Consider the following 22379-nt stretch of genomic DNA (forward strand, 5'->3'; position numbering starts at 1 on the left):
CGTGCGTCCTAGAAGAAGGTATGGATGAGGTCGACGACGGTGTGGTCACCGTCGGTATCCGCGAGCACAGGGATGAGCGTCCACTTGTCGAAGGCTGTGCACGGATGCGAAAGTCCCAGGCGCACGACGGCGCCGGGCCGCACAGCGGTGGTGCCGGCGTCGAACGTCATGAAGCAGTGCTGGTCGTTGACGGCAGTGATCTCGGCACCGACGAGGGGCACCATGGGACCGCCGAGTCCGGGCCCGATCAGCTGCGGACGTGGCAGGCCTTCGTCAACGGGCAAGTCGCGTTTGCCGGCGTCGAGGATGGCAAGGCCTGGTTCGGGCTGGGACACGACGCGCGCCCAGCCGTGCATGCCTGCCTTGAATGGCTGGCCGCCGTCGCGGGAAAACGGCGAGATGCCGCGGTAGAATCCGTCGTCGTGGATGATGTACGCACCGCTGCGGATCATGAGTTCGACGCGCGGACCGTCTTGCGTGCCGGCGTCGATGCACGGCGAAAGGACGTCGACGACATCGTCGAAGTAGGCGCTGCCGCCTGCCGTAAGGATGACGGCGTCGGATCCGTAGAGACCTTCCCCGAGGAGCCGCTGATGCAGCTCACCCATCTGGCCCAAGAAGCCGCGGACGGCGGCGAGACTGTCGGCGTCGGCAGTGTGGGCCAACGATCCTTCGTAGCCGCTGACGCCGACCAGCCTCAGGTGAGGTGAAGCGGCCACGAACCGGGCGACGCCGAGTGCAGCCTCCACGCCTCGCGCTCCGGTGCGGCCACCGGTTCCGCCAAGCTCAACAAGGACATCAAGGACGGCGCTGCTTCCAATGGTCTCCAAGGTGCGGCCAATGACATCCACGGTGACAGTGGAGTCGACCCAGGAAAGGATCGGCTGAACCGGACTCGCGGTCGCGGCGACCCACTCGATCGCGTGCGGATCGGTCAGGCTGTTGGCCAGTTGCAGGCGCCGCACACCGAATTCGCGGGCCACGCGGAGCTGGGCGAAGTTCGCCACAGTGATCCCCCAAGCGCCGCGGTTCAGCTGTTCCGCCCAGAGCTGTGGCGCCATGGTGGTCTTTCCGTGCGGGGCAAGCAAAACGCCGTGCTCCGCACACCATGAGGCCAAGCGATCGGCGTTGCCGCGGAGTGCCCCGGCATCAAGGGTCAGCAACGGCGTCTGGAGGTCGGCGAGCTTCGGGGCTGTTGAGAGGAACTTACGGTGGCTGGTGCCGCTGGCCGTGGCGGGCACGGCCTTGTGCCGCCAGTCGAGCCAGACATCGGCCAGGCGTGCCAAGGTGTCCGCTGCAATTGCCCCGGCTTCGGCTCCGGCGCCGGACGTGGAAGTGTTCACCAGTTCGATCCCTTCCCTGTGCGCGATTCACTGTGCGCATTCTGCCCGCAAATTCCGTTGCGTTGCGTATTTTGCAACGCAGGTTGCAAAGCTGTTGGTGATATGTCTAACATGGTGCAGGATTGGGAGTCAAGGCCGCGGCATGGCCCGGCAACCCATGATCAGGCCACGGAAATCCCTTCTTCATGGGGGTGTCGAGTGCCGCTGGAAGCGGCAGAGGGAGCGCGGGAGTTTCATGCTTTCAGCTGTATGTGTGGGTGAGACGATGGCCATGCTCACCCCGGTGAAGCCCGTCCCGCTGCACCAAGCCACGGAGCTGCATTGTGGAATCGGCGGCGCGGAATCGAACGTAGCCATGGGCCTGGCTGCCATGGGCCTGGACTCCCACTGGGTAGGCCGGGTGGGCCGGGATGGATTCGGCACCCGGATCCTGGAGGAGCTGAGCAGCCACGGCGTGGGGATTTCCGGCGTCGAGGTCGATCCCGGACGGCCCACAGGGCTTTACGTCAAGGTCCCCGCCCAGGAAACAGATCCCGACGGCGGCAGTTCAGTTTTGTACTACCGGCAGGGTTCCGCCGCATCAGCGATGAGCCTGGGCACCCTGGCGAATCCCGCCGTCGCGCACTTATTGGAGGAAGCCTCGCTCATCCACCTGAGCGGCATCACAGCGGCACTCTCACCGGAATGCCTTGAGCTGACGGAAGCCATCCTCGCCGCACCGAGGCACGGCCGCATCATCAGCTTCGACGTCAATTGGCGCGCCGCGCTCTGGGCCGGCCAGGACCGTTCCGCGCTGCGCCGCCTGGCCAATCTCGCCGACATCGTGCTGGTGGGCAAGGACGAAGCCGAGCACGCCTTCGGCACCACGGACGAAACTGAACTCCGGCGCCTCATGCCGGATCCCGCCGTCGTCGTCATCAAGAACGAAGCCATCAGCGCCATCGCCCTGGAACGGGACGGCACGCGGGCCGAAGTGTCCGCCTTGTCCGTGGAGGTGCTTGAGCCGGTGGGCGCGGGCGATTCGTTCGCGGCCGGGTACCTGAGCGGGGTGCTGTTCGGCCTCGAACAGAAGGCCAGCCTCCGTCGCGGTCACGTCGCTGCAGCCTGCACCCTTACCGTCCATGGCGATCGCGGCCCCCTTCCCGACTCCGCACTGCTTTCGGCCATCCTCGATTCCACCGACGCCCAATGGGCTGCGATCCACGTCGCCGGGGGGCACTTCAACAGCCGGAACCGGAGCGTTCAAGATCGGAGCACAGCACCATGAGCCAGAGCCTGATGCGGGCCATCGACCTGCTTGCCGAGCTTGCGGCCAAACCGGCCACCCTGGATGAGCTTGCCTCCAAGGCTTCAGTGCACAAGACCACCGTCATGCGCCTCCTGCACGCCATGGAGGAAAAACGCTTCGTTGTCCGCGATGAGGACCAACGATTCATGCTTGGCTCCAAGCTGTTCGAGCTGTCCTCGCTCGCGCTGGAACAGCGGGACATCCGCAAAGTGGCGCACCCGTACTTGGCCGAACTGAACGGAAAGACCGGGCACACCGTGCACCTCGCCGCGTTCGAGGGAAATGACGTGGTGTACATCGACAAATTCGAGTCGCACCATCCCGTGCGGATGTACTCCCGGATCGGCCTGACAGCGTCACTGCATTCGGCCGCCGTCGCAAAGGTCCTGCTTGCCGACATGCCGCGCAGCCGGCAGGAAAAGATCGCGGCGGGACTCGACTACACAAGAATTACCGACACCACCCTGACCTCGCCGGAGGCCCTTTTGGCCGAACTGGAGCAGGTCAGGGTCCAGGGCTGGGCCCACGACAACGCGGAGCACGAATCGTTCGTGCACTGCATCGCGACCCCCATTCGCGACGCGAGCGGCGCCGTCGTGGCCGCAGCCTCTTGTTCGGTACCGGTGGTGATGCTCAGCTATGAAGGACTGCTTGAGCTGCTGCCCGACCTCAAAGCCAGCACCGAGGCCATCTCCTGCGACCTCGGCTGGATCAGCCACGAAAGGAACTCGGCATGAGTGAAAAGACTGTAGTACTGACCGAAAATGCTCCGGCCCCGGCGCACGTATTCTCCCAAGGCATCCGGAAGGGCGGCATGTTCCAGGTGTCCGGCCAGGGCCCCATGGATCCCGCCACCAACCAGTACATCGGCGAAGGCGACGTCCGCGTCCAGACCCGCCGCACATTGGAGAACGTGAAGGCGATCCTCGAAGCCGGCGGTTCCTCGGTGGAAGACGTCATCATGTTCCGCGTCTACCTCACTACGCGCGACGACTTCGCCGCCATGAACGAGGTCTACGGCGAATTCATCACCGAGAACGTCCCCAGCGGCCAACTGCCCAGCCGCACCACCGTGTTCGTCAACCTCCCGCACGAAGTCATGCTCGTGGAAATCGACGCGCTGGCGGTTACGGCGTAATCCCCGGAGTCCGGCTTGGTGGCACTATTGGGTGATGCCCTTCATGCGCGTTCCCAGGCTTAAAAGGGCGTCTTCCCGAGAGCGACGCCAAGCGAACCGGCTGGCGTCGGCTTCTACCGGATGGTGGCTGCTGGTTGTCATATTCATCGAGGCTGCGGTTGCCTTGTCCATCCGCCTGCCGCTGGCCTTCGGGCTTCCGCCGTGGGTCGGCATCGATGGACCAACCGGATTCCCTGCTCTCCTGGCGCTGCTGATCGTGCCCCTAGTGGTGCTGGCGGCGTGGCGCCTCATGCGGCAGCAGCAGCGGGAACGAAGCCAAGCGTTCCGGACATCCCGCTTGATGGACACCGTGCTGCATACAAGCCTGGACTGGCTGTGGGCCACGGGGCCCGATGGGCGATTTACGTTCTGCAGCCCGGCCTGCAAGGACATCACGGGGTACGAACCTTCCGAACTGCTGGGAAGGCACATCACCCGCGTCATCGACCCCGGGGACCTGGCAGACGCACGCGTGGACTGGAAAGCCCGGGAAAGCGGTGACTCCTCGTGGTCACGCGTGGTCACCGTGTGCCGCCACCGGGACGGCAGCCGCGTCTTGATAGACGTTGCCGGAAGGCCAATTCGCGACAGGGATGGCAGGGACCGCGGTTTCGAAGGCACCTGCCGTGTCTTGAATCCCGAGACAGCACGTTCGCATGCCGAAGTCACCGCACGCATCCAGGAACTGCTCAATGACGGTTCGCTCATTACGGCATTCCAACCGATCCTGTGCCTGGAAACGGGCAACTTCGTTGGAGTGGAATCCTTGACAAGGTTCAGCGGATCCCAGGAATTGTCCCCGGAGGTGCGTTTCATGGAGGCTGCCTCGGTCGGGCTGGATATCGAGCTTGAAATCCTTGCGCTCCGGACCGCGCTGACCACTGCCGCCGGACTTCCAGCGGGACTGTACATCGCGGCAAACCTCTCACCCCGCGCGTGCCTTGACCCCCGCTTGGCAGCCGCGATTGTGCAGTCGGCCATCCCTCCACGACGCATCGTGCTTGAGGTCACCGAACGCCATGAGGTCGCCAACTATGAACCGCTCGCCGAAGTTCTGGCACCGTTGCGGCGCGCCGGACTCAGAATAGCTGTCGATGACGCCGGTGCCGGCTTTGCTTCCATGCGCCACATCCTGCAACTCAAGCCGGACCTCATCAAACTCGATCGCGAGATCATCGCCGGCATCGACACGGATCCGGCACAGCGGGCCCTGGGAGCTGCGATGGTCGGTTTTTCCTCTGAAATCGGAGCGGCCCTGGTAGCCGAAGGGATCGAGACCGAGGCCGAGTTGGCTGCGGTCACCAAGCTCGGCATGACCGCAGCCCAGGGCTACCTGCTCGGCCGCCCCTCACTCAGGCCTGAGGACTGGGCGGGATGGGGTTAGCGATGGCCGATACCCCTCGGGCTGATGCGCCGTGACCAGACCGTCGAAGTCCCGCGCGACAACACCCTCAGTTGTCTCCACCGGGAGCCCGTTCCGCGCCCAATACTCGATGCCGCCGATCATTTCGCGCACCGGGTACCCGAGCTCGGCGAATGCCAGGGCCGCGAAGGTGCTTCCGTTGCAGCCCGGTCCCCACGAATAGACCACTACTGAGCTCCCAGCAGGGATCAGTGCGGCCGCCCGCTCGGGTATCTCCGCGGTCGGAAGGTGCATGGCGCCGGGGATATGTCCGTGGTCCCACGACGACTGCCTGCGAGTATCCACGAGCACGAAACTGCCGGCAGCGGCATCCGCAACGTCCATGACGTCGATCTCGAACTGCAACTTCGCGCGGAAGTAGGCGCCTGCCGCACCGTCCGCCCCGACTCCAGCGCCGGCGTCGTTCATTGGCTTTTCCATCTGCCCTCCTAGGCCAGCTTCGCGAGTTTGGCGTTGGCACGCCGGGATCCCAGCTTTGCCGAGATGCGCAGGCTGGTTTCGGCGGCCATGGGACCTACTTCGCGGACGCGCTTGGCGGTCATGCGGGACGACAAGGAGGAGACGCTGAGGGCGGCAACCACGTGATCGTCGTGGCCGAAGATCGGGGCGGCGACGCACCGGACCTCGGGTTCGTTTTCGCGGTCGTCGATCGCATAGCCCCGGCGACGGATTGCGGCGAATTCAGCCCGCAGCTGCTCGGGGTCCGTGATCGTCCTATCGGTGATCGGCGCCAGCTCACCGGCCAGGATCGGCGCAACCACTTCTTCCGGGCTGAATGCCAACATGGCTTTGCCGACCGCGGTGCAGTACGCCGGCATGGTCGCCCCGACGCGCGATGCCATACGAACTGTTGCCTCGTCCTCCACTTTGTCGAGGTAGACCACATCATGGCCGGACAGGACAACGAGGTGGCACGTACTTTCCGTGGCCCTCATCAGCAGTCTGAGCTCGGCGTTGGCGACGCTGCGCAAATCGAGCCGGTCCAGGTATGACTGTCCCAAACGCAGGCAACCATGGCCCAGCCGGAAGCGGCCGCTCCCGGCGTCGCGCTCCAGCAGGTTTTCGTCCAACAAGGGCGCGGCCAGCCTTAGGACCGTGCTCTTGTTGAGCCCGGAGAGCTTGGTCAGCTCCACCAAGGCGAGTCCGTCCGCGCTCACCGGATGCTCCGCCACCACTGCCAGCAAAGCCAGCGCCTTACGCAACGAAGCCGAGGAGTTCCGGGCCTCCGTGCCTTCAGTACCCACGTGTGTCCTATCCAGCGGCGATGCGCTGCTCGGCGTCGTAATCGCGTTTCCAGCCAACCACGCCAGGCCTCAACTGCCAGGGATGTGGTCCGGACAGCGGCCGGTATTCCACCCCCATGGCCTCCAGGCGTTCCAGATGCGCGCCTTCGAGCCTGGCCAGGAAACCATCGTAGTCCCGGTTCTCCGGCTGCGACCAGAGCACCTCCGCGACGGCACTCAGCCGTGGAAACGCGGCGAAGTGGACCCGTCGCGGGGAATCGAGGTGTTCCGTCCAGATGTTGGCCTGGGCCCCGAGGAGCCTGCCCGGGAACGCCTCATCCGCACCCGCGGGCAGCGGTTCGAAGCCGTAGACATCCCGCAGGCTGGTGACAAAGCCCACGGGCACAGGTTCGTCGTCGCCGTCGGCCTGGCGGTGGTCCAGGTACAGCTTGTGCTCGGGGCACATGACCACGTCATAACCGCTTCTGAGCGCGCTTAGTCCGCCTTCATAGCCCCGCCAGGAAGCCACCAACGCACCATCCGGCAGCTCGCCGTCGCCGATTTCGTCCCACACGGAAGTCGCTCGCCCGTGCCCGTCAAGGTGCTTCGCCAACTGCCCCACAAACCAGCTGTGCAATCCCGAAACGTCCGGCAATCCGAGTTCGGCGGCTTTGGCCTGTGCCTGGGCGCTGGATTGCCACTGGGTGAGCGGAACTTCGTCACCGCCCAAGCTGATCCAGCGGGCGGGGAAGATCTCCACGACTTCATCGAGGACCTTGCGGTAGAACTCCAATGAGGTTTCCGAGACTTCCAGAACGGTCTCGTTGATTCCCCAGCGGGTCCAGACCTCTGTATCCGCGCCCGCACCCAGTTCCGGGTAGGCGGCGATGGCGGCCTGGCTGTGTCCCGGAACATCGATCTCCGGGATGACGGTGATGTGCCGCGCTGCAGCGAACGCGACCACTTCGCGGAGATCGTCCTGGCTGTAGAAACCGCCGTGCGGAAGCCCGTCGAAAACCCCTGCCCGCCAGGAACCAAGCGACGACTCCCGCCGCCACGCCCCGGTCTGGGTGAGTTTCGGGTATCGGTTGATCTGGATCCGCCAGCCTTGGTCGTCCGTGAGGTGCAGGTGGAGGACGTTGAGCTTGTGCATGGCCATCACCTCGATGAACCGCAGCAGGTTGTCCTTGGGCATGAAGTGCCGGGCCACGTCAAGCATGGCCCCGCGGTACCCGAAACGCGGCTGGTCCTGGATCGATACCTTGGGAACCGGCCATGTGCCATCCGTTTCCGGAACAGGCGCTTGCCTCAGCGCGGCAGGTCCCATCAGCTGTAGGAGGGTCTGGGCAGCATAGAAGGCTCCGGCCGGACCGCCCGCATGAATCACGACGGCGGTGCCCACCTGCAGGCGGTACGCCTCGGCGTCGAGCTCCTGGTCAAGCCGCAGGCTGATGCCCGCATCGGCTACCGTGTCCAGGGACAGGTCCCAGCCGGTGGCCGCGCCGAGGGTCCGGGCGAGCCAGCGGCGCGCGCTGTTCAGCTCCGGATCGGCGGCCAAGGTGGTGGCTGGGTCCAGTTCCAGGAAACCTCCGTGCGATTCCACCGAGCACGGCACGGGAACCAGCAAATGCGCGGCGCTCATCCCTTCACCGCCCCGGCCAGCCCGGATACGAGTTTTCGCTGCACTGCTATGAAGAAGATCAGCACCGGAATGGTCATGATCACGGAACCGGCCATGATGGCACCCCAATCGTTCTGGTCGGGCTTGAAGAAGGTCAACAATGCCATGGGCAGGGTCTGGTTCTCCTGGGCGGAAATGATGAATGTCTTGGCGAAGAGGAAGTCGTTCCACGTGGCGATGAACGAAAACACGGAGCACGCCACCACTCCGGGCGCCACAAGCGGGAAGAGGATCGAGCGGACAAACCGGAAACCACTGGCCCCGTCTATGCGCGCTGCCTCTTCGATCTCCACCGGGACCGCTGCGACGAAGCCACGAAGCATCCAGATCGCGAACGGGATACTGAAGCCTACATGGACCAGCACCAGGGAGCCGAGCTGATTCAGGCCCACGAGCGGTACGGCCTCCCCGGCGTTGCGGAGCAGGAAGAACAGCGGAATCGTGAGCGCTTCGACGGGCACCATCTGGGACACAAGCACCACGATCAGCAACTTGGTGCGCATCTTGAATTGGTAGCGGGTCAGTGCCACGGAGGCCAGAAACGCCAGCACGGTGGAGACGATAACGACGACGAGCGCCACGATCACGCTGTTGAGGAAGTACCTGCCGAAGTTGTTCACTGACAGGACCCGCATGAAGGAATCGAAGGACGGTTCCAGCGTGAACGGCGCCGCATCGCCGGCGTCGAGCGCTGTCTTCGGCTTGAGGGCCGAAAGCACCATCCAGAACAGCGGGAACGCGACGAGAAGCGCGATGGCGAGTCCCGCTGCATCGGCGCCGAACCGGCGTCGTCCGCCCTTGCGGAATTTTTGCGGCGACTCCGGCGCGGGCCGGTTCTTGCGGAGTGGAACGTCGACGGCGGTCACAAGACTTCTCCCGTTCTCTTGAGGATGCGGAGGTAGATCAGGGTGACGATCATCAGCAACGCGGTCATGATGACACCGAGGGCCGAGCCGAGGCCGTACAGGCTGGCCGCGAAGGCCTGCTGGTAGCCGTAGACATTCAGCACGAGGTTCTGCCCGGCAATACCGCCGCCGTTGGTCATGATGTAGATCTGCGAGAAGATCTTGAAGTTCCAGATGATGGACTGGATGGTCACCACCATCACGATGGGCCGCAGCATCGGAAGCATGATGCTGCGCGCGATCCGGGGCATGGAAGCACCGTCGAGCCGCGCCGCCTCAATCACTTCGGTGGAGATCGCCTGGATGCCAGCGTAGACCGTCACGAGCACGAACGGGAACGAACACCACACCACTTCGCTGGCTACGAGGCCGAAGGCGGACCATTTGTCGTAGGTCCAGGAGTAGCCGTTGAACTGCGTCAGGCCCACGGAGACAAGAGCCTTGTTGACCAGCCCCAGGGTGGGGTCGAAGAGGAACAACCAGACGGCGCTGCCGGTGACGGCCGGTGTGGCCCAAGCGCCCAGCGAGACTACGAACAATGCGGTGCGGACCCAGGGCCGGAGCCGCGTGGCCAGCACCGCCAACGACGTTCCCACGAGCAGCGTCAGTACAACGCAGGCCCCTGCGAACAGAACAGTGTTGCCCAGGACGGACCAGAACTCCGGATCGGCGAACAGTTTCTGGTAGTTCTCCAGGCCCGTGAACTGCAGTGGCGCCTTGCCGCTGACTTGGGCCTGGCGGTAGTCATACAAAGAGACGTTGATGAGCTGGAAGATCGGGTATCCCAGCAGCGCGATCAGGACAATGAAAGCTGGAGCCAGGTAGAGCCAAGGTTCCAGGCCGCGCTTGCCTAGGGCACGACGGCGGGACGTCCCCGCCGTCGTCGGCTTGCGGTCCTGCTTGCGGTTCCGCGTTCCGCTTGCGTCCGCCTTCGCGGACGCAAGCGCCGTCATGCCGCACCGCCTGGCACGGATCCAAGGTGCGTCACGAACCCTGTCATTTGGATCCGAACACCTTGTTCATGGCTGCTGCCGCGTCCGCAGTAGCCGTATTGACGTCAGCCTTGCCTGTGACGATCTTCTGGTACATGCCGGTGACGATGCCCTGGGCGTCGATCGTGGACCAGGTTTCCGTCACGGGGACAAAGTTGGTGCCGGCGGCAAGGGTCTTGATGAAGGGGTCGAGCTGCGGATTGGACGCCGCAACAGACTTCTGGACGTCGCTGAATGTCGGCAAGTTGCCCATGGCGTCGAACATTTTCTGCTGGTACTTCTTGCCCGCGAGCTGCTCGACGAACTCAGCTGCCAGGGTGTGGTGCTTGCTGCTGTTGAAGACGCCCAGGTTGTTGCCGCCGGCAAATGCGGGCGCGATCGAACCGGCCGTATTGCCCGGAACCGGAACCACAGCGAACTTGTCCTTGATGGCGCTGGCCGCGACGGCCTTGTAGTTGAAGTCGCCACCGATGGTCATGGCCGACTTTCCGGCGATGAATTGCTGGACGCTGGCGTTTCCGCCGAATTCGGCGCAGGTCTGGGGCGGGCAGATGTCGTTCTTGAGCAGCCGGGCATAAGCGGAGACACCGGCCCGGGATTCGGTCGAATCCAAACTGGAGACAAAGGTGTCACCCTTCTTCGTGGCAATGTTGCCGCCGTTGGCCCAGAGATAGGGCATAGCCGAGAACTGCGCGGCTCCACCAATCGAAATACCGAGCATGTCCGGGTTGGCTGCGCGGACGGCGCGGGCCACGGTTTCGACGTCGGCGAGGGTCTTGGGAGCCCCCAGTCCGAGCTTTTGCAGCAGATCGGTGCGGTAGTAGAGGGCCCGGACGCCGACGTACCACGGCACGCCGTAGTTCTTGCCTCCGACGTCCGTGGTGGCCAGGATCTTGCTGTCCAGGTCCTTGAACTCGCCCCAGGCCTTGATGTCTGCAGTCATGTCGGACAATCCGCCGGATGCAACGTAGCTGGCAAGGTCTGTGTTGCCGAACTCGGCGACGTCGGGAGCACTCGAGGGGTCGTTGAACGCGGCCTTGAACCGTTCCGCCCGGCTGTCGACTGGAATGTACTGGACATCGACCTTGACGCCGCTATGACTGGCTTCGAAATCGGAAACCGCGGCCTTGACTACCGCAGATTTGGGGTCTTGGTTGACTTCCGAGAAGAGCCACACGCGGATAGTGCCTGACTTCTCATCCGACGATGACGCGGCGTTGTTCGACGTGGGCGGGGCGCAGGCCGTCAACGCGAGGGCGGCGAGGGCAAAGGCAGCCGCAGTGCGTGCGATTTTCAATGGATCCTCCATGGAGAAAAGGGTTCGGTGCCCGGCGGTCCTCCGCTTCGGGTATGGAAGGAAACTTTACAAACATACTTCTGTGAGCGGAAGCACAAGTGGCAAAAGGTTTGCATTGCAAAACCAGAATTTGTAAACAGACGATCTCTCGCAAGATTGCCGATACCCCCTGGGGGTACTTGATTTTATACCCCCAGGGGGTATATCTTTACGGCATGAGCACGATCGACGTGGACCCCACAGATTTGAACCCGGTTGACTTGAACATTGGCCAACACGGCTACTCTTCCAACAAGGACGCGTACTTGCGGCGCCTCAAGCGGATCGAGGGCCAAGTACGCGGTATTGCGCGCATGGTGGAAGAGGACAAATACTGCATCGACATCCTCACTCAAGTCTCTGCAGTCACTAAAGCCCTGCATGCCGTGAGCCTCGGTCTCGTGGAGGAACACATCGGGCACTGCGTCGTCGGAGCCGCCTCCGAGTCCGATCCCGTCGTGCGCGCAGAGCAAATCGACATCAAGGTCAAAGAGGCAGCCGATGCCATCGGGCGCCTGCTGCGGTAACGCCTCAAACATTCACCACACCATTCAACTCACCACCAAGGAGCACGCCATGGGCCACACCGCCACCATCCAGACGAACGTCAGCGTTTCCGGCATGACCTGCGGGCACTGCGTTTCAGCCGTCAGCGAGGAAATCGAGTCCTTGGCAGGTGTCGAAAATGTCGAAATCGCTCTGAATGCCGGCGGAATCTCCACCGTCACCATCACCTCCACCCAGGAACTGTCTCCGTCCGAAATCGGCGAAGCCGTCGCCGAAGCCGGCTACCTGGTAGTCGCCAACGAGGCCTAGGGGTCAATGTGAGCAATCACGACATCCTCCATCAAACAGGCACCCGCATCATCGAACTCGACATCGAGGGTATGACGTGCGCATCATGCGTGGCGCGCGTGGAGCGGAAACTGGGCAAGCTCGACGGCGTGGAGGCTTCAGTCAACCTCCCCCTCGAATCGGCCCACGTAACAGTCCCGGATAACGTCACGGACCAACAAATCGTGGACACCGTGAACGCAACGGGCTACAAAGCCTGGATCCGCGAATCCCGCCCCAGCCCGTCCACCGTCCAAGCCCACTCCGCCGCCCAGACCCACGATCGCGAAACCGATATGCTCGGCGCGCTCGCTCCTCCGTCGCTTAGACGCGCGCTGCCGCATACCGGCCCCGCGATCGAGTCCAGCACCGAAGGCATCACCGGTGACGACGGCACAACTGAACATAACCACAGCGACGGTGACGACAGCGCACCGGAACATGACCACAGCGACGACGCGGGTGGCATGCGGCAGCATGCGTCTAAGCGAGGCACGAGCGAGCATGCAGAGCATGGCGCCGGTGGCGGCGCGCAAGGCGACCGCGATGCACGCGCCCACGAAGACCACATGCACCACGGCCCTGCGTCCCGCCAGCTAAAGCCGAGACTGATCGCCGCGGCCATACTGACTGTCCCGGTGTTCGCCATCTCGATGATTCCGGCTCTGCAGTTCCCGCAATGGGGTTGGGTCGCCGCATTGCTGGCCCTTCCCGTGGTGACGTGGGCTGCCTGGCCCTTCCACCGGGCCGCCGCCATCAACGCGCGCCACTTCGCCTCGACCATGGACACGCTCGTGTCCATCGGCGTCCTGGCCGCATACCTCTACTCGGCGTGGCAGCTCTTTGCCAACCCCATGATGACTGAACACCCCGGCATGGAGTCCACGGGAGGCATGGGCGGCGGGCTGTACTTCGAAGTTGCGGCGGTAGTCACCACGTTCCTGCTTCTGGGCCGCTATCTCGAGGCCAACGCCAAAGCGAAGGCCGGCGATGCCCTTAAGGCCCTGCTGAACCTGGGGGCCAAGGACGCAACGGTGCTGCGCGACGGCGTCGAGCACAAGATCCCGGCCGAGCAACTCGTAGCCGGGGACATTTTCGTGGTCCGCCCGGGAGAGAAGATCGCCACTGACGGCCTGGTGACGAGCGGTTCGTCCGCCGTGGATGCCTCGTTGGTCACCGGTGAATCCGTGCCCGTGGAGGTCGGACCGGGGAGCCAGGTCACGGGCGCCACCATCAACACTTCGGGCCGTTTGCTGGTCCGCGCGACGCGCGTCGGTTCCGAGACGACGCTGGCGCAAATGGGGCGGTTGGTCAGCCAGGCGCAGACGGGCAAAGCCCCGATCGCACGGCTCGCCGATCGTATCAGCGCCGTCTTCGTGCCGGTCGTACTGGTCATCGCCGTGGTTACTTTCGTCGTCTGGCTCGCCCTGAGCGGGGACCTCAATGCCTCGTTCACGGCTGCCGTGGCGGTGCTCGTGATTGCCTGCCCGTGTGCGCTTGGGCTCGCGACTCCCGTTGGCCTCCTGACCGGGACCGGCCGGGGCGCGCAACTCGGCATCCTCATCAAGGGTCCACAGGTGCTGGAAGATACGCGTACGGTGGACGCCATCCTTTTGGACAAGACGGGTACCGTCACGAGCGGCAAGCTGGCCGTTGGACACACGCTGGCCTTGAACGGCCACTCCCCCGCCGACGTCCTGTCTCTCGCCGGCGCCGTCGAGGCAGCGTCGGAGCACCCCATCGCCCACGCCATCGCCGCTGCCGCCAAGTCCGCAATGCCCGACGCCGGCCCGCTCCCCGCTGTGAAGGACTTCAGTTCCGCCCCGGGCGGCGGAGTCCGGGGGATGGTTGCGCTGAACGGAGCCGGAAACAGAGCCGAGCGAACGGTCGTTGCCGGCAGGACCGGCTGGCTGGAAGACAACGGCATTTTCCCTGACGACGCACAGCGCGAGGCACTGGCCGCTGAGGAAGCCGGCGGCGCTACCGCCATCTGGGTTGCTGTGGACGGGAAGCCCGCTGGAATAGTCACGCTAAGGGACACCGTCAAACCCGGTTCGGCTGCAGCCATCTCGAAGCTCAAGGAACTCGGGATTCGCCCTCTGCTGCTGACAGGAGACAACGCCGCCGTCGCCGCCCAAGTGGCCACCGCCGTCGGGATCGCCCCGGAAGATGTATTCGCGGGGGTCCTGCCGGAAGGCAAAGTGGACGCGGTGCGGAAGCTTCAGTCCCAGGGGTCCACTGTGGCCATGGCCGGGGACGGAGTCAACGACGCCGCAGCGCTGGCGCAAGCCGACCTTGGCATAGCCATGGGATCGGGTACGGATGTCGCCATCGAGGCCTCGGATCTGACCGTTATGGGCAGCGACCTCGGGCAGCTGGTGCAAGCCATCGAGCTGTCCCGGAAGACGCTCTCCACCATTAAGACAAACCTGTTCTGGGCATTCTTCTATAACGCCATCGGTATCCCGGTGGCAGCCCTTGGTTTGCTCAACCCGATGATCGCCGGCGCGGCCATGGCTGCGAGCTCGGTCCTGGTGGTCGCAAATTCGCTACGGTTGCGCTCGTTCGCAAAGTAGTCCCGCCCCACCCAACCGCCGCCCCACCCAACCGCCGTCCCACCCAACTAACTCGCAGTTGTTGTCGTTATGCGGCGTCAAAACGACAACAACTTCGAGTTAGTTTGCGGAGGCTAGGCCGTTCCGAAACGAACGGCCGCCCGGGCCCTGGCTTTCGCCGCCTCCTCGTCGCGGTTGCGCGCCGGCGCATGGGTGACGAGGGAATCGAGCAAATGCTGTGTGATATGCGCGATCTCATGGACAGCCTCGGAGAAGGCTTCCTCGTTTACCTTGGACGGCTTGGTGGTGCCACTGATCTTGCGCACGTATTGCAGGGCTGCGGCTTCCACCTCCGCGGAGGTGGCTCGTGGCTCAAAATTGTGGAGGGTGTGGATGTTCCGGCACATATCAACATGCTAGGCCCCGGTCCCCTGTCAGGGGTCGTTTTTAGAGGACTCTCTCGGAAGGAACCGGCTCGACGTCGTTCGCGTGGTCAAGCTCCAGCGAGGCGTGGTCTTCGCCGTGCTCCACGGCGTCACGCTTGTCCGCGCGCAGCTCGTCGATCCGCACCAAGACCACTCCGCACACGATGAGTGCCCCGCCCACCAGCTGGACGGCTCCGGGCAATTCGGCCAGCAACAGCCAGGCCCACACCACGGCGAACAACACTTCGGTAAGGGAGACAAAGGATGCCACCTTGGACCCAAGGCTTCGTGCTGCCATGATCCCCGTGACGTAGGACAGCACGGTGGAGAGGATGACGAGGCCGGCGATCGAGACCCACCACGGCGTGGTCCACGGCCCGAGGTGCGTATCCGCGGTGGCGAAAGTCATGGATACCAAACCGGTCCCGCCGGCAATCCAGATAAGGATTGAGCCTGCCATGAGACCGCCGGAAGCCAGCACGATGGGCGGCAGCGTGTCGTTCTGCTTGGCTGTGATGAAGAAGTAGATGACCAGGCAGACGGCCGCGGCCATCCCCCACAGCACGCCGACGAAGTCCACCTTGACGGCGCCGGTGAGATCGAGCACCAGGACGAGTCCGCCGAGGGATAGCAGCGTACCGATGGCTGTGAGGGCCCGGGGTCGGCGTCGGCTCGCGGCCCACAGCCACAGGACGATCATGGTTGGTGCGAGGTATTCGAGCAGGAGGGCGACCCCCACGGACAGCCTCGACACCGCGTTGAAGTAGAAAAGCTGGCACCCCGCAACACCAATCACGCCGAACAACAGGATGGTGAGCCAGTTGTCCTTGAGCTGGTGCCAACGGCCGCGGAGAGCGACGACGGCCGGGATCACCAAGATGAGTGCAGCACCGCTCAATCGGATGGCAACTGCGGCGCCGGGGGTCCACCCGGTTTCCAGGAGGGACTTGGCAAACGAGCCGGACAAGCCGAAGACAGCTGAGGAAAAGAGCGCGAGCCCCAGGCCCGACGCCATGAAGCCCGCAGCACCAGCCCGGTTTGTTGCAGCTGACACAGCAGCCTCCTGTCAGGAGTAAAATGGGTTACGCTGCTGACACTACTACCGAGAGATGTAAGGAGTCAAAGTGCTTTTTGCACCTGACACTGAAGTGGCGCTTCGAAGCGTGGTCAATTTGATCAATTCGGCCGCCAACGGCACCGAATCCCTCACGAGTGTCGCCGAACTCCGCGCCTTCCTCGATACGGAAGAATTCACGGGGAGCAGGGACGGAACCGAGGCCGAGTTAGTCAGCGTAAAGCGACTGCGGAGCCAGCTGGCTTCCCTGTGGACGGCCGATGAAGATGCGGCCGCAAAGGCCGTCAACCAGCTCCTCACCGACGCACGCGCACTCCCCCAATTGGTCAAGCACGATCATTGGGATTGGCACTTGCACGCCACCACCCCCGAGGCGCCCCTCGCGGAACGCATGGGCACGGAAGCCGCCATGGCACTCGTGGACGTCATCCGCAGCAAGGAAATGGATCGCCTGCGGGTATGCGCGGCGGACGATTGCGACGCTGTCGTGTTGGACCTGAGCCGAAACCGATCCAAGCTCTATTGCGATACAGGCAACTGCGCCAACCGAACGCACGTGGCCGCTTACCGGGCCCGGAAGGCCTCGGGGGCCGAATAGGGAAGGCGTCACGCCGTGCATCTTTTGAGGGCGCACGACGGCGGCCTGCCGCGAGTTTCCGGGTTTGCTGCACTGACCAGCCGGCAAAAAGTTGCGTGGCGTGACACGAAAAAGGACTAGGACGGCCTAGTCGGCGTCGGGCGTTTCCGTTTCGCTGCCCGCATGGGGGGCCGCTGAACCGTGACTCTGGCCCGGCTTCCTGGAACTTAGGTTGACGCCCGAGCCCTTGCCGAGGTGCTCGGCGTTTTCCTTGTGGCTCATGGAAAGCATGGCAGCGATAACGAGGCTCACGATGAAGGCGATGCCGGCACCGGTAAAGGCGAGGTCAAAGCGCGGAGTGCGGGCGCTGCCGCCGGAGGCGAAGATCAGCACAGCGAAGAAGATCACGACGCCCCAGAACGCGGAGAACATCAGCGGTCCCTTAACCGAGGTCCGCATCTTGCGCGGCTCTCCTGGTTTCTGGTCAGCCAAGGTCATTCCTCCAATGTGGGTGCTGGCGCCGTCCGCGCCTCGAGAGTTCTACGCAGGGTAGAACGTACGACTACTAGTTTACGGCCTCAGCAGAGGGGGTTCGCCCATCGTGCCGCAGGCTCAGCCCGGACAGCACCCACAAGACTCCCGAGATGATGGCGCCGCCGCCGGCAACACCGAGGAGCGCGTGCGCTCCAAGGCTGATGAAGAACGGCAAAGCAACGGCGGTGCCGATGCCCACCACACCGGAAATGATCCAGTCGCGGGCAAGCACGTGGCGTCCGCGCTGCCGGAATCCCCGGACCAGTTCAAACGCCCCGAGCACCAGCAATCCTACGAGCGCGGAAACGCCGACGCCCGTATCGGACTGCGTAATCAAGGCACCCACCCCTGCCAGGCCGACGACGACCGCCGCGGCCGCCGGAACACTCGCAGCAAGGAACGCGGCGCCTGCGGTTGCGAGCATGTAGAGCCCGGTAGCCCAGGCCAGAACGTGAACGGATGGCGAGCCCCAGAAGACGGTCACGGCTCCAAACACCAGCGCAGCACCGGCGCGGAGAAGTACGGGCTTCCAGAGCGCGGCTGCTGTGGGCGTGGATGAAGTCGCTGAAGAGGTGGGGAGAGTCACCAGTCCAGTTTAGTGCGAACCGAGGACCATCCATTTGTCAGAGCGGGCCCGCAGCCCCAGAGTGACTGCGCGGGCCAGCATGTAGCCCAGCGCGAACGTGACCCAGAGCCACACGAGCCCCGCCGCGCCGTCGGGCCTGGTCACGTGGACTGCCGCCAAAAGCGGCAGATATACCGCGAGGTTCACGACGCCGGCAATCGCCAGGTAGCGGGCATCGCCAGCGCCGATCAGGACGCCGTCCAGGACGAAGACGTAACCCGCGAGGGGCTGCCCGACGGCGAGTACCCAGAGTGCCGCTGTGAGCGCGGACTGAACGCCGGCGTCGGAGGTAAAGAGGAAGCCTGCCCAGGGCGCCGCTACCGCGAGGAGCACGCCGGTCACCACACCGAAACCCACACCCCAGCGGATCATGGTGCGGGTGAGCTCGCGCGCCCTCGCCGCATGTGAGGCTCCGAGTTCCTTGCCGATGAGGGCCTGCGCGGCAATCGCCAAGGCGTCCAGGGCGAAGGCGAGGAAGGAGAAGATGGTCATCGCGAGCTGGTGGGCGGCGAGGTTCACAGACCCTTGGGCAGTGACTATCAGGACGGTTGCCAGGATAGCCAGGCGCAGGCTGAGGGTGCGGAGCATGAGCCATGAACCCACGGTGGTCATCGTGCGGATTCCACGCCAGTGCGGGCGCAGCGAAACGCCGTGGCGCCGGGCATTCCGTCCCACCATGACCAAATAGACGGCGGCCATGGCCCATTGAGCAATGCTGGTGCCGATGGCTGAACCCGCCACGGACAAATGCAGGCCGTAGACAAGGAACCAGTTCAGGGCGATGTTGATAGCGAACCCCGCCGTTGCGACCACCAACGGCGTGCGGGTGTCCTGCAGTCCGCGCAAGACGCCGGTGCCAGCGAAGATCAAAAGCATGGCGACGAGTCCCGGCATGGACCAGCGCAGATAGTCGACGGCGTATGCCCGCACCTCGCCGCTGGCTCCAAGCAACCCGACCAGCGGCTCAGCCGCGAAGAAGCCGGCCACGGCGAGGACGGTGCCCAGCAGCAAGGCCAGCCAGACGCCGTCGCGCCCTGCGGCCAGCGCCTTGGCGAGCTTTCCGTGCCCGATGGCCCGCGCCACAGCGGGAGTTGTCGAATATGCCAGAAACACCATAAGTCCGACGGCGGTGTACAGCAGGGTGGAGGCCAGCCCCACCCCCGCCAGTTGAGGGACGCCAAGGTGCCCCACAATGGCGGAGTCAGCCAAGAGGAAGAGGGGCTCGGCAATGAGCGCCCCAAAGGCTGGGACAGCCAAGCGCAGGATCTCGCGGGCAGTGGAGGGCGTGGTGGGACGGGTCACTGTTTGGGGCACTTTCCCAGCCTAGCGGGGCACCGGCATGTAGCTTGGTGAGGTGTCGCTCGAGCATCCCATCACCGTTTCCGTCGCCCGCACCATCACTCCCGGTTACACCCGCCAAGCCAACGCATGGGCCCACGCTGGCCAGGAACTCGCCCGGGAATGGCCCGGCTACCTGGGTTCAGGGTGGGTGCGCACGGCGGCCGATTCCGATGAATGGCACATGCTTTACCGCTTCGCGGACGCTGAAACCCTGCAGGCTTGGGAGGAATCCGAAGAGCGCCGATGGTGGATTGAAAGCGCCACCGAGCTCATGGAGGTCACCCGGGTGGAGCGCCGTTCCGGGATCGAGGGATGGTTTTCCCAACCCGGCGACGTGAACCTCGTTGTCCCGGAGACCGCAGTGCCGCCACGGTGGAAGCAGGCCGTCAGCATCTTCCTGCCGTTCTTTCCTTTGAGCCTGCTGGCCAATTTCCTGCTGCACCCCTTGGTCCTGGGCTGGCCGCTGGTCCTACAGGTTCTGTTGAACATCTGTATCCTGACGCCACTCATGGTCTACATTTTCCTGCCGGTCACCACGCGGCTCCTGAAGCCCTGGTTGGAAGCAAAGCGGAAGGGCCAGTCGTGAACCGCTACCTGCTCTCCACAGACAAAGCCCGGATCGACCGTGACTGGCTGTGGGCCGAACTTTCAACCAAGGTCTATTGGAGCCGGTGGCGGACCCGCGCAGACGTGGAGGCCCAACTGGACAATGCTTGGCGCATAGTGGGCGCCTTCGACGCTCAAACCGGCGCCATGGTGGGTTTTGCGCGGGCGTTTTCCGCGCGAGGTCAAGCGTTGGGCAAGGCGATGGTAGCGGAAATGGTCGACGGCGGTCCGGGAGCCAACTTCCGCTGGATGCTGCACACCACGGATGCCCATGGACTGTACCGCCAGTTCGGTTTTGAGGAACCTGATGCGAGGTATCTGGAAAGGCGCGAGCAAAGGTAGCACCGGGCCACGGTTGTTTGACACTTTCAGCAAAGTTCGAAAGGCTTGAGTTGAAGCTTCAACAAATTGAGCCTTATCCTTGGGAGCTTCACGACAGCCACCCGCTACCCGAAAAACGGTGCAAAAACATGAACCAGTCCACCCTGACCAACACAGCCCTTACCGTCCTGCGCGTCATCGTCGGCTTCATCTTCGCCGCGCATGGCTGGCAGAAATTCACCGAGTTCACTATCGCCGGCACACAGGCCGCCTTTGGCAAGATGGGCGTACCCGCCGCCGACGTCGTGGCCCCGATCGTGGCAACCATCGAACTTGTCGGGGGCATCGCCCTCATCGCGGGCGTGCTGACCCGAGTCTTCGGCGCCCTCCTTGCACTGGACATGCTCGGCGCCCTGTTCCTGGTCCACGCTCCGGCTGGCCTGTTTGCCGACAAGGGTGGGTACGAACTTGTCCTGGCCCTCGCCGCTGCAGCGGCAGCCGTGGCCCTAACCGGCGCCGGACGGATCTCCATCGACGCCGCCGTCTTCGGCCGGCAGGGTTCCAAGCTGGGCATCCTCGCCTAGGATCACGTGCGCGGCAGCACTGGCGACACCCAGTGCGCTGCCGACATCCGAACGGGCTGGCGACACCGGAATTCCGAATTACGGCGTCGCTGGTTCGTTTGCGCGTCGCTGGTCCGATTCGGCGTCGCCAGCCCGTCATACAGCGCATCAGTATCCGCGCCGTCGATACACTCACGTCATGAGCGAGCTCCCCTCACACTCCGTCACGCTGCGGTTCCTGGCCTCCCCCACCGACGTCGGGCACAGCGGGTCCGTCGACGCCGGCACTGTCCTTGAGTGGGTGGACAAGGCCGCTTACGCGGCTGCTGTTGGCTGGTCAAAGTCCTATTGCGTCACGGCATATGTCGGCAACATCCATTTCGCCGACCCCGTGAACAGCGGAGACATGGTCGAGGTCGAAGCGACCATCGTCTACACGGGCCGCTCTTCCATGCACATCCGGACCATCGTGTCCTCCGGCGATCCCAAGGGCGGGCCGGCCACGATGCGCAGCCAGTGCCTGGTGATCTTCGTTGCGGTCGGTCCCGACGGCCGCCCGGTTCCAGTCCCCCAGTTCGAGCCTTCGACGCCTGAGGAAATCGAGCAGCGAGACAACGCCCTCGCGCGGATCGCCGTGCGGGAAAAGATCGTCGAAGCCATGAACGCACAGGAATATACCGACGCCGGCACGGCCGAGCGCGTTGTCCTCCGCTTCATGGCGGCGCCTACTGATGTGAACTGGGGCGGGAAGGTCCACGGCGGCATAGTCATGAAGTGGATCGACGAGGCCGCCTACGTCTGCGCTTCCCGGTACTGCGGCAAGGACACCGTGGCGGTGTTCTCCGGCGGCGTGCGATTCTATCGCCCGCTCTTGATCGGCGACGTAGTGGAAGTAGAAGCCCGGCTCGTCTATACAGGCCACAAGGGCATGCATATTGCAGTCCATGTGCGCTCCGGAAACCCCCGGAGCCGTCAGATGAACCTGACCACCTACTGCCTCACGGTCATGGTGGCCAGGGACGAGACCGGCACGTCCGTTCCGATCCCGCCCTGGGTGCCGGAAACCGACGAGGATCGCCGCCTTCAGGCCCACGCCCGCGAACTACTGGAGATCCGAGGGAGGGCTCCCGGAAACCGGATGCCGGATCATCTGCTCAATGGCGGTTAGGCGTTCCGTCGGGGTCTGGCGCCGCGAAGTCCGGGGCGGGAAGATGTCCTCATGTTGGCTGACGAACGGTTCGTCGCACTAATCGACGAATTCAGGGCTCTCCCGGGCGTGAGCGTGCCTGGTGAACCGGGGCAGCATGGTTTCGGTTCCTCGGCGTTGAGGGTTCACGGCTCGATTTTCGCGATGGTTTCGGGAGGCAGGCTTGTTGTGAAGCTGCCACGGGATCGTGTCAGCGCCCTGATCGGGGCCCGAACCGGGGCGCCGTTCGACGCCGGAAAGGGGCGTGCCATGAAGGAGTGGCTCACGGTTATGGCCGACGATCAGGAGTCATGGCTCGCCCTCGCCCGTGAGGCCCTGGACTTCGTAGGGTCTGCGCACCACTAGGCA

25 protein-coding genes are annotated in these 22379 nt (G+C 64.1%); 13 read left to right on the plus strand and 12 right to left on the minus strand.

What is annotated here, in order from left to right:
- Window positions 1–8: 8 nt before the first annotated feature.
- Window positions 9–1343 carry an amino acid deaminase gene (locus ACSKT0_RS23645; RefSeq protein ID WP_437771900.1) on the minus strand — a complete coding sequence of 445 codons (1335 nt, stop codon included), beginning with the start codon at window positions 1341–1343 and terminating at the stop codon, window positions 9–11.
- 235 nt (window positions 1344–1578) lie between these two features.
- Here ACSKT0_RS23645 and ACSKT0_RS23650 point away from each other — a divergent pair, with 235 nt between their 5' ends.
- Genes ACSKT0_RS23650 through ACSKT0_RS23665 form a run of 4 tightly spaced genes read left to right on the plus strand, consistent with a single transcriptional unit; the run spans window position 1579 to window position 5192 of the window.
- Window positions 1579–2610, plus strand: coding sequence for a sugar kinase (locus tag ACSKT0_RS23650; protein WP_437771901.1), 1032 nt, complete (start codon window positions 1579–1581; stop codon window positions 2608–2610).
- On the plus strand, window positions 2607–3368 hold the full coding sequence (locus ACSKT0_RS23655; protein WP_437771902.1) for an IclR family transcriptional regulator: 762 nt from the start codon (window positions 2607–2609) through the stop codon (window positions 3366–3368). Before ACSKT0_RS23650 ends, ACSKT0_RS23655 begins: the two co-directional genes overlap by 4 nt.
- Window positions 3365–3769 carry a RidA family protein gene (locus tag ACSKT0_RS23660; protein WP_437771903.1) on the plus strand — a complete coding sequence of 135 codons (405 nt, stop codon included), beginning with the start codon at window positions 3365–3367 and terminating at the stop codon, window positions 3767–3769. Before ACSKT0_RS23655 ends, ACSKT0_RS23660 begins: the two co-directional genes overlap by 4 nt.
- Window positions 3770–3803: 34 nt before the next feature.
- The gene (locus ACSKT0_RS23665; RefSeq protein WP_437771904.1) at window positions 3804–5192 is read left to right on the plus strand and encodes a sensor domain-containing phosphodiesterase; all 1389 of its coding nucleotides are present in this window, start codon (window positions 3804–3806) and stop codon (window positions 5190–5192) included.
- Here the strand turns inward: ACSKT0_RS23665 and ACSKT0_RS23670 are convergent.
- The 6 genes from ACSKT0_RS23670 to ACSKT0_RS23695 are packed head-to-tail and all read right to left on the minus strand — an operon-like array spanning window position 5157 to window position 11329.
- A complete protein-coding gene (locus ACSKT0_RS23670; RefSeq protein WP_437771905.1) occupies window positions 5157–5651 on the minus strand; it encodes a rhodanese-like domain-containing protein in 495 nt (164 codons plus the stop codon). The two genes, ACSKT0_RS23665 and ACSKT0_RS23670, sit on opposite strands and share 36 nt — an antisense overlap.
- A gap of 8 nt (window positions 5652–5659) precedes the next feature.
- Window positions 5660–6475, minus strand: coding sequence for an IclR family transcriptional regulator (locus ACSKT0_RS23675; RefSeq protein ID WP_437771906.1), 816 nt, complete (start codon window positions 6473–6475; stop codon window positions 5660–5662).
- Window positions 6476–6482: 7 nt separating this feature from the next.
- On the minus strand, window positions 6483–8096 hold the full coding sequence (locus tag ACSKT0_RS23680; protein ID WP_437771907.1) for a beta-N-acetylhexosaminidase: 1614 nt from the start codon (window positions 8094–8096) through the stop codon (window positions 6483–6485).
- On the minus strand, window positions 8093–9001 hold the full coding sequence (locus ACSKT0_RS23685; protein WP_437771908.1) for a carbohydrate ABC transporter permease: 909 nt from the start codon (window positions 8999–9001) through the stop codon (window positions 8093–8095). Before ACSKT0_RS23685 ends, ACSKT0_RS23680 begins: the two co-directional genes overlap by 4 nt.
- A complete protein-coding gene (locus ACSKT0_RS23690) occupies window positions 8998–9993 on the minus strand; it encodes a carbohydrate ABC transporter permease (RefSeq protein WP_437771909.1) in 996 nt (331 codons plus the stop codon). Before ACSKT0_RS23690 ends, ACSKT0_RS23685 begins: the two co-directional genes overlap by 4 nt.
- Window positions 9994–10036: 43 nt before the next feature.
- Complete coding sequence (locus tag ACSKT0_RS23695) at window positions 10037–11329, minus strand: extracellular solute-binding protein (RefSeq protein ID WP_437771910.1); 1293 nt, start codon at window positions 11327–11329, stop codon at window positions 10037–10039.
- Window positions 11330–11544: 215 nt separating this feature from the next.
- Between ACSKT0_RS23695 and ACSKT0_RS23700 the strand changes: the two genes are divergently transcribed.
- The 3 genes from ACSKT0_RS23700 to ACSKT0_RS23710 all read left to right on the plus strand — a co-directional run bounded on the left by ACSKT0_RS23700 (window position 11545) and on the right by ACSKT0_RS23710 (window position 14778).
- Window positions 11545–11895, plus strand: coding sequence for a metal-sensitive transcriptional regulator (locus ACSKT0_RS23700; RefSeq protein WP_437771911.1), 351 nt, complete (start codon window positions 11545–11547; stop codon window positions 11893–11895).
- A gap of 49 nt (window positions 11896–11944) precedes the next feature.
- A complete protein-coding gene (locus tag ACSKT0_RS23705) occupies window positions 11945–12184 on the plus strand; it encodes a heavy-metal-associated domain-containing protein (protein ID WP_437771912.1) in 240 nt (79 codons plus the stop codon).
- Between the two features lie 71 nt (window positions 12185–12255).
- Window positions 12256–14778 carry a heavy metal translocating P-type ATPase gene (locus tag ACSKT0_RS23710; protein ID WP_437774104.1) on the plus strand — a complete coding sequence of 841 codons (2523 nt, stop codon included), beginning with the start codon at window positions 12256–12258 and terminating at the stop codon, window positions 14776–14778.
- Between the two features lie 113 nt (window positions 14779–14891).
- On the opposite strand, the gene ACSKT0_RS23715 is transcribed toward ACSKT0_RS23710, so the two are convergent.
- A complete protein-coding gene (locus ACSKT0_RS23715) occupies window positions 14892–15164 on the minus strand; it encodes a DUF2277 domain-containing protein (RefSeq protein ID WP_437771913.1) in 273 nt (90 codons plus the stop codon).
- 40 nt (window positions 15165–15204) lie between these two features.
- Window positions 15205–16236, minus strand: coding sequence for an EamA family transporter (locus ACSKT0_RS23720; protein WP_437771914.1), 1032 nt, complete (start codon window positions 16234–16236; stop codon window positions 15205–15207).
- 70 nt (window positions 16237–16306) lie between these two features.
- Here ACSKT0_RS23720 and ACSKT0_RS23725 point away from each other — a divergent pair, with 70 nt between their 5' ends.
- On the plus strand, window positions 16307–16855 hold the full coding sequence (locus tag ACSKT0_RS23725; protein ID WP_437771915.1) for a CGNR zinc finger domain-containing protein: 549 nt from the start codon (window positions 16307–16309) through the stop codon (window positions 16853–16855).
- A 126-nt stretch (window positions 16856–16981) separates the two neighbouring features.
- On the opposite strand, the gene ACSKT0_RS23730 is transcribed toward ACSKT0_RS23725, so the two are convergent.
- The 3 genes from ACSKT0_RS23730 to ACSKT0_RS23740 all read right to left on the minus strand — a co-directional run bounded on the left by ACSKT0_RS23730 (window position 16982) and on the right by ACSKT0_RS23740 (window position 19307).
- The gene (locus ACSKT0_RS23730) at window positions 16982–17332 is read right to left on the minus strand and encodes a hypothetical protein (RefSeq protein WP_437771916.1); all 351 of its coding nucleotides are present in this window, start codon (window positions 17330–17332) and stop codon (window positions 16982–16984) included.
- Between the two features lie 67 nt (window positions 17333–17399).
- The gene (locus ACSKT0_RS23735; protein ID WP_437771917.1) at window positions 17400–17954 is read right to left on the minus strand and encodes a hypothetical protein; all 555 of its coding nucleotides are present in this window, start codon (window positions 17952–17954) and stop codon (window positions 17400–17402) included.
- A gap of 9 nt (window positions 17955–17963) precedes the next feature.
- A complete protein-coding gene (locus ACSKT0_RS23740) occupies window positions 17964–19307 on the minus strand; it encodes an MATE family efflux transporter (protein ID WP_437771918.1) in 1344 nt (447 codons plus the stop codon).
- A gap of 40 nt (window positions 19308–19347) precedes the next feature.
- Here ACSKT0_RS23740 and ACSKT0_RS23745 point away from each other — a divergent pair, with 40 nt between their 5' ends.
- From ACSKT0_RS23745 to ACSKT0_RS23765, 5 genes are all read left to right on the plus strand, one after another.
- Window positions 19348–19920: an antibiotic biosynthesis monooxygenase gene (locus tag ACSKT0_RS23745; RefSeq protein ID WP_437771919.1), complete on the plus strand. Its 573-nt coding sequence runs from the start codon at window positions 19348–19350 to the stop codon at window positions 19918–19920.
- The gene (locus ACSKT0_RS23750; RefSeq protein ID WP_437771920.1) at window positions 19917–20282 is read left to right on the plus strand and encodes a GNAT family N-acetyltransferase; all 366 of its coding nucleotides are present in this window, start codon (window positions 19917–19919) and stop codon (window positions 20280–20282) included. The genes ACSKT0_RS23745 and ACSKT0_RS23750 overlap by 4 nt, the downstream gene beginning before the upstream one ends.
- 128 nt (window positions 20283–20410) lie before the next feature.
- Window positions 20411–20845, plus strand: coding sequence for a DoxX family protein (locus tag ACSKT0_RS23755; RefSeq protein ID WP_437771921.1), 435 nt, complete (start codon window positions 20411–20413; stop codon window positions 20843–20845).
- Between the two features lie 178 nt (window positions 20846–21023).
- Entirely contained in the window at window positions 21024–21992 is a 969-nt protein-coding gene (locus ACSKT0_RS23760) for an acyl-CoA thioesterase (protein WP_437771922.1), read from the plus strand.
- Between the two features lie 51 nt (window positions 21993–22043).
- Complete coding sequence (locus ACSKT0_RS23765) at window positions 22044–22376, plus strand: hypothetical protein (RefSeq protein ID WP_437771923.1); 333 nt, start codon at window positions 22044–22046, stop codon at window positions 22374–22376.
- Window positions 22377–22379: the final 3 nt, after the last annotated feature.

Source organism: Arthrobacter sp. KNU40, assembly GCF_051515115.1.
Taxonomy (GTDB): Bacteria; Actinomycetota; Actinomycetes; order Actinomycetales; family Micrococcaceae; genus Arthrobacter.